The following is a 10,281-nucleotide window of genomic DNA, read 5'->3' on the forward strand; positions in this document are numbered from 1 at the left end:
GCGGCCCCGGTGGCCGCCCCTGTTTCGCGAGGATGCAATGTGGCCGACAACCGTCGCAGTGGGTTTGTCCTGCTGTACAAGAGCCTGAAGGAGGTGCCGTTTTACCGCGATCCGGTGCGCAAGGCGCTGTGGCTGCACCTGCTGCTGGAGGCGGCGCACGAGCGCTGCGAGGTGAGCTTCAACGGCAATCGCCTGTTGATCCAGCGTGGCCAGGTCGTAGGCTCTGCCCGTTCCCTTGGGGAGGCCTGTGGCATCTCCGAAGACAGTGCCCGCCGATCCCTGGATGCTTTCGAGCAGGAGGGGATGATCAGCCGCTCCAGCAAGCAGGGTACCCGTGGTTATACCCTGGTCACCCTGCTCAATTACGACCCTTACCAGCGCGGAGTTTCAGAACACATTGGCGCGGAGTTTCGCGCGGAGTTGCAACCCGCATCAAAGCAGGGGACGGAGGGGGTATCGCAATCTGATGGCGCGGAGTTAGGCGCGGAGTATCACGCCGAAGATCTAAACAAGATAAACAATAAAACAAACAAAGATCTTAAAGACTCTTCGTCGCAACTCGCTGACGCGACTTTCGACCAGCAGGGGGAGGGAACTGCCATCGAGGGGGTTGCCGATCCCGAACCCAAGGCCCGGGTGATTCCCGAGGCTGCCATCCAAACCCCGAGCGGCAAGGCGTGGGGAACCGGTGATGACCTGATGACCGCGCAGTGGATGTTCCGGCGGGTGCAGTTGATCACCCCGACCGCCATTGAGCCGAACTGGGCGCAGTGGGCTAACGTGATCCGGCTGATGCGCGAGCTGGACCAGCGTAGCCACCGCGATATCTGCGAGCTGTATGACTGGGTGAGCCGGGATGCGTTCTGGTGTGCCAACGTGCTGTCGCCGCAGAAGCTGCGCCAGAAGTGGGACCAGCTGCAGGCCAAGCGCGGTAATCCATCTGGCGGCCACCAGCGCCCCCTGTCCAATCTGGCGCAAGCCCAACAGCAGGCCCAGGCCCTGCGAGCCGCGGGGGTCGATTATGACGACAACACTCCCCTCTAACGTGACCAGTCTGCCCGTGAATCAGGCCAGTCTGCAGGTGAGCACCGGCATGTCGATGTTCCTGGCCGATGAGCTGTTGCCGTTGATGGCCGGGTGCTGGCCCGCCAGTGCCAGCCAGTTGGATGCCAATGCCCGCGGCGTGGCCATGGCCTGGGGCGTTCAACTGCGCGGGTTCACTGCCCAGCAGATCCGCGAGGCGGTGTTAGAGCTGGCCGATGACGCCGGCCGCCAGTTCGCCCCGCGCCCGGCCGAGGTCAAGGCCAGCATCCTGCAGCGCAATCCGGTACCGAAGTCTGCCCCTGTTGGCCGCCAGGTCTCTTTGCGAGCCTGCGAGATGCAGGCGGAGGCCCGTGTCTATGTGCGTGATCGCGAGGTGACGGATGAGGCGGTGCAGGTCGAATTGCTGCAGGTGCAGGCCGAACTGCGCCGCGAGGGTGTGACGATTACCGGGAGGATGGGGTGATGGCTGTGACGTTCAGTGAGGCTTGTGAGCGGGACATTCGCCGCGCCCGGTATGTGCGGGTGGCGGTGTACCCGGAGGTGAAGGACTGGTTGCCGGTGCAGGTGCGCCTTGAGGTGTCGGATTGCCCGCGGCAACTGGGGTTCACCTCCCAGGCCCACCGGGCCGGGCACTACCTGGTACAGGGTGCCGAACTGGCTGAGGTGATGAAGGCGGTGAACACCCTGCGCGGCCAGCAACAGCGGCCCGCCACGCTGGAGATGATCCCATGCGCGATTTCATGAGGGGCACCCTGATGGTGGTGGTGCTGGTGGGGTTAGCGGTGTATCTGGCCGCGAATGTGTCGATGGGGGTGAGGTGATGGAACTGATGATGCGGGGGGCAACCCCTTTGACGATGACCAGCGTGGAGATCGCCGAGCTGACCGGAAAGCGCCACGACAACGTGATGGCCGATATCCGCAAGATGCTGGTGGAAATTCAATCTCCTGAGAAGTCAGGCGATTACCAGGATGGCCGTGGTCGCACCCAGCCGTGCCTGTTGCTGGACAAGGACGAGACCCTTTGTCTGGTGGCCGGTTACAGCGCCCAGTTGCGGATCCGGATTATTCGCCGCTGGCAGGAGCTGGAGCAGCAAGCCCACCAGCCCGCGATGATGATCCCCCAGACCCTGCCGGAGGCACTGCGCCTTGCTGCCGAGCTGGCCGAGCAGAAGATGGCGCTGGAACAGAAGGTGGCGATGGATGCCCCGGCGGTGGAGTTCGCCAAGCAGATCGCCAGTGTGGAGAAGGGGATCACCTTGTCGGCGTTCGCCAAGACGGTGGGCCTTGGCCCCAATACCCTGTTTTCCCTGCTGAGGGAACGCAAGATCTTGATGAGTTGCCGCGGGGAGCGCTGGAACCTGCCGATGCAGGAGTATGTGGACCGCGGGCTGTTCGCGACCCGGGAGAGCTCGTTTGACAGCAACGGCGAGCGGCGTATCAGCTTCACCCCCCTGATCACCGGCAAGGGCCAGCAGTGGCTGGTGGAGCGACTGATCCGTGACGGTATCCTGCGCGGGGTGGCGGCATGAGTCACAACCTGGCCCTGTTGCCATCGTCTGAACGGCAGCGCATCGAGTTGATCAAGCAGGCGCACCTGCTGGTGTGGCGCCGTCGCCGCAACGAGATCGGGCGTGAGGTTGTGGTGGCCGCCATCGATGAGGTGGATGAAGAGCACCGTGAGTGGTTTCGCCAACAGTTGAATGCGATCAGGGGGCAAGCGTGAGCGCAGGAAACGCCGTGTTTGTCGAAGCGCTGGGGCTGGCCCTGGTACCGCTGGGCGACAGCCTGCCGGCGGTGAGGCGTCAACTGGCTGGCAAGCCGGTGCGCCTGGTGCGCGATCAGGGGGCTGACCTGCTGGCCCAGTACCCTGAGCTGGTGTCGGCCCTGGCCTGCGCCGCAGTGGTCAATGCCGCCGGTGGGGAGCTGCTGACCGCCAATGCCACTGCTTGCGTGATAGCCGATGGCTGCATCGGGGAAACCGTCACCGCAGAGGTGGAGGGGGTCCATCTGCCTTTGTGCTGGCATCACGACAACGAGCACCGCAATGGGCAGTTACCGATCCGCCTCGCCGATGTGGCCGGGTGGCTGGCGCAGCTTGTGCTGCAGCGGGTCGCTGGCTGGTGTGGGGTGGCCGCTGCTGACCTGACTGCCCGGGATCTGTGCTGGTGGGCGACCGTCTATAAGGTGCTGCCTTCATTGCCGGATCCGCTGCTGCGCTCTGCCTGTCGCCTGGCACCCATCGAACCGGATCGGAAGTGGTCGCCCCGTGGTAACCGGGAGACCGATGCTCGCTATCGTGATCATCGCCTTGAGGTGGCAGAGCGCGATCCACTGGCCGATCTGCGGGCCCGCATCAATGCCAAACCGGCTATTCGTCAGATCGACCCAGAACCCGCGGCCCTCCACCTGGGCAGGCCCAAGCGCCAGCGCTGGGAGTGTGCAGCCTACCTGGCCTTTGTCCGGCAGTTGCCCTGTGTGGTGACTGGCCAGCGCGAGGGCATCGAGGCGCACCATGTCGTAGGTCACGGTATGAGCGTGATGGGCAGCAAGGCGCATGATCTGATGGTGTTCCCACTCGCCCACCAGCCACACATGGAGTTGCACCGGATAGGGTGGAAAGCTTGGGAGGCCAAGCACGGTTCGCAGTTGGAGCACGTTATCAACACACTGGAGCTGGCTTGCTCCTTGGGAGTGTTCAATGCCAAAAGCTGATTCATGGACAGTGACCCTGCCATGGCCCCCTTCAACCAACCGGATCTGGCGCAATGTGGCCGTGAGCGGTAAGCCCAGAACCCTGCTGAGCCAGGAGGGGAGGGTTTATCGCAAAGCTGCGGCCGATGCCTGTCTGGCTGCCAAGTTAGCCGGCAAGCAGATTCCCGATCGGCTGGCCCTGCGGCTGGTGGTGCAGGCCCCTGACCGGCGAGCTCGGGATCTGGATAACACGGTGAAGGCGGTGCAAGACGCCCTGACCCACGCCGGGGTGTGGCTGGACGATAGCCAGATCGACCGGTTGCTGGTGGAGCGCGGGCCGGTAGTGAAAGGGGGAATGGTGTCGGTAACAGTGGAGGTGATGAGTGCGCTTTGAATATGCAATTACCGTAGGGGATCCGCGTTCTGTGATGCTGCAGGCCTATCAGGCCCAGTCAACGGGGCGTTCTCATCTGACAAAGAGTGATGTGATGACGGCATTGGGAATGGTTCAGAAGCACAATGGTGCCGGCATGGCGCTGGTGATGGCGCGTTACTGCAAAGACCTGGGGGATGCCAAGAAGGCCCTGCTGGCTGTGCAGGCTGAGTGCACCAAGATTGCTCCCCGCTATGTGGGGGCCAACAAGGAACGTGGCCACGGCATGGCCTTGCGCCGGGTGGCCGAGTTGGCCCTGGAACACTACTGCCGCACTGCTGACACTCCTGGGGCCGCTTGTCGTTGTGGTGGTAGAGGGACAGTCCGGGATCTGGAGTTATCCAAGTTACATGGCAAGCCCATGGACAAAGCCTGTCCCCGCTGCGGTGGTACTGGACTTCGTCCGATCCTGGGTAGTCAGGTCAGGCGGCCTATTGAGGTGCTGGTGGGCCAGTTCACCCGCGGGCAGTGGGAGAGGGGGTGGCGCCCTCTTTATCTCGCGGTGTTGGCCTGGTGCCACCAGCAGGAGTCTACGACACAGGCGCGCTATGGGTATGTGACGCGATAGAGCCGCTTCTGGCTAGATTGAAAAGGGGGCTTTCGCCCCCCAATTATTGCATTACCAACATGGCTACTGGCCGATCAGATGATGGCGCGCTCACCCAGGGTGGCGAAGTTAGTGACCTTCACGACTCCATCCGGGAAGCGGGCCACAACTTCCAATTGACCTCCCATGGCTTCAATGTGGCTGCGCAGTGTCGAGAGATACATATCAGTGCGCTTTTCCATTTTGGCTATGGCTGGTTGTTGGACGTGCAGTATCTCTGCGAGCATTTTCTGGGACAGCCCGCGAGCCTGACGCAGTTCGTCCAGTGGCATCTCGGCCAGCATGGCCTCTGTTTTTGCTACGGCGCGAGCCTGTGACTCAGGAGTCATCTTGGCGCGCAGATCGTTAAATTTCTTAGCCATCGATAAGGCCCTCCCTTCTCAGTTGTGCCAGATGTTGATCATAGAGGCTGTCTGCGATCGGGATGTGAACATCATACCAGCGATCATCCCCTGTCTTATTGCCACCAATAAGCAGGATGGCAGCACGGCGTGGATCGAAGGCATATAGTGTCCGGATTGGCTCACCTGCATGCTGTGTTCGCAACTCACGCATATGGCCATGCTTTGAACTGTTGATCCCGCTGCTATGTGGGTGTTTCAGCTGTGGTCCACACTGTTCCAACAAACCGACTGACGCGCTAACCGACTCTTGTTCTTCTTGGGTAAGCCCTGCCCACCACTCTTCAAACTCATCGGTATACTCGATTTCCCACATAGTCATGAACACCACATTAGTTACTAATCGTTGCTCAAATTTGTTACTAAGGCGAGTGTAATAAAGCGTAATCATTCCGTCAATGGAATGCGCTTATTGCTCCGATCTATCGGTGTCTTTACATCCCCTGCAATTTTTGGCAAAGTTGGCACAGATGATGGAAGACTGCACCCGAAAGGATGTGGTCTTTTTTATTTCTTGCTCTCAAACCTCGGCCTTGCCGAGGTTTTTTCGTTTCTGGGGTGGATTCATGAATCAAGGCCATGAGCAGATCGCTACCACTGTGGTCGGTGAAACTGCGAAATCTGCCCCTCCTGTAGCGGTGGTGAGTATGTCGTGGGCTGGTGTCTCTTTGAATGACTGGGTGCTGATCGCGACGCTTGTGTGGCTTTCGGTTCAGATCGGCTGGTTTATCTGGTCGAACATCATCAAGCCACGCGTCAAGCAGGTGGGGTAGGCATGACAAAAGTACGAATTGCCATAGCGGCGCTCACGCTCAGTGCTGCCGGCTTTGTGGGGATCCTGAATCGGGAGGGGTGGGGGCCGACGGCTTACCCTGACCCGGTACACGGTACCAAGCTCCCCACTATCGGCTTTGGGAGCACCGAAGGGGTCAAGATGGGTGACACCATCACGCCCGTCGCCGCGGTGAACAGGAGCCTTCGGGAGGTGCGGGTGTTCGAGAATGCCCTTAAGGCCTGCATCAAGGTGCCACTCCACCAGTATGAGTTCGACGCCTATGTCGAGCTCTCCCACAACATCGGTCCCGGCGCCTTCTGCCGATCCACCATCGTGAAGCGCCTGAACGCTGGCGACTACCCCGGGGCCTGCGAGGCGATCCTGCTATTCAAACGTTCCGGCAACCAGGACTGCTCGGTACCGGGGAACCGGGTATGCCCCGGGCTCTGGAAAGACCGGCTGCGCCTCAATGCGAAGTGCAAGGGGGTGTGATGGGAGTGACTCAGCAGAGCAAGGTGCTGCCGTTCCTGGCCGGTGCCTTGGTGATAGCCGCCCTGGCCGGCGGTGGGGTGGCGCTCTACTGGTCTGGTCAAGCCAATGGGAAGGAAGGGGAGCGCAAGACCTGGCAGGCGAAGTGGGATGAAGAGGCGACCCGTCTGGCCACGGCCAGGACTAAGGCAGAGCTGGAGGCTCGGGAGGAAGAACTGCGCCGCCAGGCAGAAATCGATGAGGTAAGAGAGCATGCGCAAGAACAAATCGCCCAAGCACAAGCTGATGCCGATGCTGCTAGCCTTGAGTCTGGCCGGCTGCGCGAGCAAGCCCGCCGCCTGGCAGCCCGAGCAAGTCAGTGCGCCAGCAATCCCGGGGCTGCCCAAGGAGGCCCGGCAGCCGGACATCCTGCCATGGTGCTCGCCGACCTGCTCAGCCGGGCTGACGAAAGAGCGGGTGAGTTGGCAGCTGCGTATGACCGAGCTCGAGCGTCAGGACTAGCCTGCGAAAGAGCCTATCTCTCATTGACCCAACCCCGTTAACCCAACTACCGCAATACCCCACCCCCCGGTCAAAGGTACTCCCCCCAGCCCCCGTCCTCGACGGGTTGGACGAGGCGCGGTTTTTCACTACATATGAAACCCCAAGAAGTGAGGTTGTTGTTTTCATGTCAGAGCCATCAGACAAGGATCGCCCTGCGCCTGGCTGGCTGAAAAAATCCGACATGGCTGCAAGCCTGGGGATCTCGGTGCAAGCCTTTGATAAGTGGGGAGTTAAGCCAGTAAAAAAGATCGGGCGCAACGTTTACTTTGATGTGCGCTCGGTTGTGGATAACCGGATCGAGAACGCGATCCAAAAACACCAACCAACGGATCCTCAAGACATGGACGAGGATCAATTGGACTTCCAACGGTGGAGGCTCACCAAGGAGCAGGCCGACAAGGCCGAGCGCGAGAACCGGATCGCTGAGCGCCATCAGGTGCCGACCGAGTTTGCAACGTTCGCTCTGACGCGCATCGCCGCCAAGGTCAGCAGTCTGCTCGACACCGTTCCACTCACTATGCGCCGCCGTTATCCCGAATTGCAGACCAAGCACATCGAGGGGCTCCAGCGCGAACTGGTCATAGCCAGCAACGAGGCGGCCTCCATGGGTGATCTGCTGCCGGAGTTACTGGATGAATATATCGACAGCACAAGTAAGTAGCCTGGCGGCTGCCGTCAACCTTGGGCTGTCAGCCCTGCTCAGGCCGCCGGTGCAGACCGCCGCCGAGTGGATGGATGACCATTACTACCTGCCGGTGGAGTCCTCCTATCAGGAGGGGCGCTGGAAGTCGCTCCCGTTCCAGGTGGCCATCATCAACGCGATGGCCAATGACGACATCCGAGAGGTCAACTTCGTCAAGTCGGCGCGGGTTGGTTACACCAAGATGTTGCTCGGTGTGGCCGCTTACCTGCTGGAGCACAAGAAGCGAAACGGACTGATTTGGCAACCCACCGATGGGGATGCCGAGTTGTTCGTGAAAAAGCACGTTGAACCCATGATCCGTGACGTGCCGAAAATCAAGGCGCTCGCGCCCTGGTTTGGCAAGAAGCACCGGGATAACACCCTGGAGCTCAAGCGGTTCGCCAACGGTCGCGGATTGGAGGTGAGGGGCGGCAAGGCAGCCAAGAACTACCGTGAAGCCTCTCCCGACTTCGGGATCTACGATGAGCTGGCCGCATTCGATGACGACATCGAGAAAGAGGGTTCGCCCACCTTCCTCGGCGATAAGCGGATGGAGGGCTCGACCCATCCCAAATCAATTCGTGGCTCTACCCCCAAGATCGCGGGGCAGTGCCAGATTGAGCGGGCGGCCAACGAATCGCCGCACCTGATGCGTTATCACGTGAAGTGCCCACATTGCCACGCAGAACAGCACCTCAAGTGGGGCGGCCCCGATGCCGAGTTCGGCATCAAGTGGGACGGCAACAACCACCATTCGGCGTTCTATCTGTGCGAGGCAAATGGCTGCGCCATTCGCCAGCATGAGATGGATTACGAGACGGTGGAACGCTGGATCTGCGAGCGCACCGGCATCTGGACGCGGGACTCCATCGACTGGTTCGACAGTGACGACCAGCCGATCCCGCCTCCCGAGTCGGTGACCTTCCATATCTGGACGGCCTACAGCCCGCTGACGACATGGGTGCGGATTGTCTCTGACTTCCTTAAAGCGAAGGATGACCAGGGCAAGCTCAAGACCTTCGTCAACACCACGCTGGGCGAGACCTGGGAAGAGGAGACCGGCGAGAAACTGGAGTGGGAGGCGCTTGCCGCCCGCCGCGAGGTATGGCCGCACCCCGTCCCTGATGGGGTGCTCTATATCACTGTCGGGGCTGATACCCAGGATGACCGTTTCGAGTTCGAGATCACCGGCTGGGGCGTGGGGGAGGAGCATTGGGTGCTCGACTACCAGCGCCTGTACGGCAACCTCGGGCACACCGAGATCTGGGATCGACTGCACGAGCAGTTCTCGCGCCAGTTTATCAAGGCCAATGGTGAGGTGATGGATATCGGCCTGGTGCTGATTGACTCGGGTGGTCACTACACCGATGAGGTCTATCAGTTCTGTCGCCGCAACCCGCGCAAATATATCCCTATCAAGGGGGCCACGGTGATGGGCAAACCCATCATCACCTTCCCGCGCAAGAAGAACCGGCAGGGTGTTTACCTGTCGGAGGTCGGCACCGACACCGCCAAGGACGTGATCTACGCCCGCCTGGCCGATGTGCCTGCATCGCTATCCGGGCCGCTGCCTGGTTACCGGCACCACCCTGTCGCCGAGTGGGCAGATGAACACTATTTCAAGGGGCTGACCTGTGAGCGAAAGCGGCTGGAGTTTATCAAGGGCCGCCGCGTCTATCGCTGGGTTAACCCATCCGGCGCCCGCAACGAGCCCACTGACTGCGCGGGTTACTCACTGGCCGCCGTGCGCCTTGGCGTCCAGCACAAAGGCTGGCGCCTGGTCGCCCGGCATCAGCCAACCACTATCAACCACGCCGAGCCGGTATCCCGCCCGCAGCCAAGACCCACGGCAGCAGGCAACAGCTGGCTCGGCACAAACTCAGGAGGCTGGCTGTGAAGCTGAGCGATATCGACAGCATGATCGAGCTGTACCTGCAGGCCGAGCGCGATGTGCTGGCCGGCAAGCAGGTAACGTTCCAGGGCCGCACTGTGACCTCTGAAAACCTCAACGAGCTCCGCTCTGGTCGGCGGGAGTGGGAGCAGCGCCGCGCCAGCGTGGCCAACCCTGCCCGTCAGCCCTATGCCGCCGCGAGGTTTACATGAGAGCCATAGATAAGTTGGTCGGGTTTATCTCCCCCGGCTGGGCAGCCAACCGGATGCGCGACCGCTTGCGAATGATGGCCTACGAGGCGGCAATGCCGTCTAGAACCCATCAGGCCAAGCGGGAACGGCGTGGCGCCAACGTGGCCACCCAGCAATCGGCGATCAGCTTGCGCGAGCAGGCCAGAGCCCTGGACGAAAACCATGACATTGTGATCGGCCTTCTCGACAAGATGGAGGAGCGGATTGTCGGCGGCAAAGGCATCCAGATCGAGCCGCAGCCCCGCTCTGTCGATGGGCAGTTGCTGGATGACCTCGCCAAGGAGATCCGCCGGCGCTGGGCTGCCTGGTCGCTCAAACCGGAAACCACCGGCACGTACACCCGTCCCGCCATGGAGCGCCTGGTCTGTCGTACCTGGTTGCGCGATGGCGAGGTGTTTGGCCGCCGCCTGCTCGGCACCATCAAGGGCTATCAGCATCATTCTGACACCCCCTTTTCGGTGGAGGTGCTGGA

17 protein-coding genes are annotated in these 10,281 nt (G+C 61.2%); 15 read left to right on the top strand and 2 right to left on the bottom strand.

The genetic code is table 11. From position 1 onward, the window contains the following. The first annotated feature begins 39 nt into the window (after positions 1–39). The 8 genes from AB5Y50_RS08750 (at position 40) to AB5Y50_RS08785 (ending at position 4,738) form a co-directional block, all read left to right on the top strand. Positions 40–1,044, top strand: coding sequence for a hypothetical protein (locus tag AB5Y50_RS08750; protein ID WP_158656271.1), 1,005 nt, complete (start codon positions 40–42; stop codon positions 1,042–1,044). Then, positions 1,022–1,507 (top strand): hypothetical protein, encoded by a 486-nt coding sequence (locus tag AB5Y50_RS08755; RefSeq protein ID WP_244812963.1) that lies wholly within the window; start codon positions 1,022–1,024, stop codon positions 1,505–1,507. The genes AB5Y50_RS08750 and AB5Y50_RS08755 overlap by 23 nt, the downstream gene beginning before the upstream one ends. Further along, entirely contained in the window at positions 1,507–1,788 is a 282-nt protein-coding gene (locus tag AB5Y50_RS08760; protein WP_368162661.1) for a hypothetical protein, read from the top strand. Before AB5Y50_RS08755 ends, AB5Y50_RS08760 begins: the two co-directional genes overlap by 1 nt. 76 nt (positions 1,789–1,864) lie before the next feature. Continuing rightward, positions 1,865–2,575, top strand: a complete 711-nt coding sequence (locus tag AB5Y50_RS08765) for a phage regulatory protein/antirepressor Ant (RefSeq protein ID WP_241871162.1) — start codon at positions 1,865–1,867, stop codon at positions 2,573–2,575. After that, complete coding sequence (locus tag AB5Y50_RS08770) at positions 2,572–2,769, top strand: DUF3283 family protein (protein ID WP_041211153.1); 198 nt, start codon at positions 2,572–2,574, stop codon at positions 2,767–2,769. Before AB5Y50_RS08765 ends, AB5Y50_RS08770 begins: the two co-directional genes overlap by 4 nt. Beyond that, on the top strand, positions 2,766–3,758 hold the full coding sequence (locus tag AB5Y50_RS08775) for a DUF968 domain-containing protein (protein ID WP_244812960.1): 993 nt from the start codon (positions 2,766–2,768) through the stop codon (positions 3,756–3,758). The genes AB5Y50_RS08770 and AB5Y50_RS08775 overlap by 4 nt, the downstream gene beginning before the upstream one ends. Next, entirely contained in the window at positions 3,745–4,131 is a 387-nt protein-coding gene (locus AB5Y50_RS08780) for a RusA family crossover junction endodeoxyribonuclease (protein WP_041211155.1), read from the top strand. The genes AB5Y50_RS08775 and AB5Y50_RS08780 overlap by 14 nt, the downstream gene beginning before the upstream one ends. Before the next feature lie 94 nt (positions 4,132–4,225). Next, positions 4,226–4,738: an antitermination protein gene (locus AB5Y50_RS08785; RefSeq protein WP_246878181.1), complete on the top strand. Its 513-nt coding sequence runs from the start codon at positions 4,226–4,228 to the stop codon at positions 4,736–4,738. A 74-nt stretch (positions 4,739–4,812) separates the two neighbouring features. On the opposite strand, the gene AB5Y50_RS08790 is transcribed toward AB5Y50_RS08785, so the two are convergent. Beyond that, positions 4,813–5,139, bottom strand: coding sequence for an XRE family transcriptional regulator (locus tag AB5Y50_RS08790; protein WP_102948860.1), 327 nt, complete (start codon positions 5,137–5,139; stop codon positions 4,813–4,815). Beyond that, complete coding sequence (locus tag AB5Y50_RS08795; protein WP_193758870.1) at positions 5,132–5,500, bottom strand: type II toxin-antitoxin system RelE/ParE family toxin; 369 nt, start codon at positions 5,498–5,500, stop codon at positions 5,132–5,134. Before AB5Y50_RS08795 ends, AB5Y50_RS08790 begins: the two co-directional genes overlap by 8 nt. 148 nt (positions 5,501–5,648) lie before the next feature. Here AB5Y50_RS08795 and AB5Y50_RS08800 point away from each other — a divergent pair, with 148 nt between their 5' ends. The 7 genes from AB5Y50_RS08800 to AB5Y50_RS08830 all read left to right on the top strand — a co-directional run. Beyond that, positions 5,649–5,951, top strand: a complete 303-nt coding sequence (locus AB5Y50_RS08800; RefSeq protein WP_368162665.1) for a hypothetical protein — start codon at positions 5,649–5,651, stop codon at positions 5,949–5,951. 2 nt (positions 5,952–5,953) lie between these two features. Further along, positions 5,954–6,445, top strand: coding sequence for a lysozyme (locus AB5Y50_RS08805; protein WP_210601802.1), 492 nt, complete (start codon positions 5,954–5,956; stop codon positions 6,443–6,445). After that, entirely contained in the window at positions 6,445–6,984 is a 540-nt protein-coding gene (locus AB5Y50_RS08810) for a DUF2514 family protein (RefSeq protein WP_270659374.1), read from the top strand. Before AB5Y50_RS08805 ends, AB5Y50_RS08810 begins: the two co-directional genes overlap by 1 nt. A 125-nt stretch (positions 6,985–7,109) precedes the next feature. Next, positions 7,110–7,646: a terminase small subunit gene (locus AB5Y50_RS08815; RefSeq protein WP_227656720.1), complete on the top strand. Its 537-nt coding sequence runs from the start codon at positions 7,110–7,112 to the stop codon at positions 7,644–7,646. Next, positions 7,618–9,564 (top strand): phage terminase large subunit family protein, encoded by a 1,947-nt coding sequence (locus tag AB5Y50_RS08820; protein WP_282414824.1) that lies wholly within the window; start codon positions 7,618–7,620, stop codon positions 9,562–9,564. Before AB5Y50_RS08815 ends, AB5Y50_RS08820 begins: the two co-directional genes overlap by 29 nt. Further along, positions 9,561–9,770, top strand: a complete 210-nt coding sequence (locus tag AB5Y50_RS08825) for a hypothetical protein (RefSeq protein WP_041211165.1) — start codon at positions 9,561–9,563, stop codon at positions 9,768–9,770. Before AB5Y50_RS08820 ends, AB5Y50_RS08825 begins: the two co-directional genes overlap by 4 nt. Beyond that, on the top strand, positions 9,767–10,281 hold a 515-nt coding region (locus AB5Y50_RS08830; protein ID WP_368162669.1), incomplete at its 3' end, for a phage portal protein. The genes AB5Y50_RS08825 and AB5Y50_RS08830, both read left to right, overlap by 4 nt.

The organism is Aeromonas sp. s6, assembly GCF_040907815.1.
Classification (GTDB): domain Bacteria; phylum Pseudomonadota; class Gammaproteobacteria; order Enterobacterales; family Aeromonadaceae; genus Aeromonas; species Aeromonas caviae.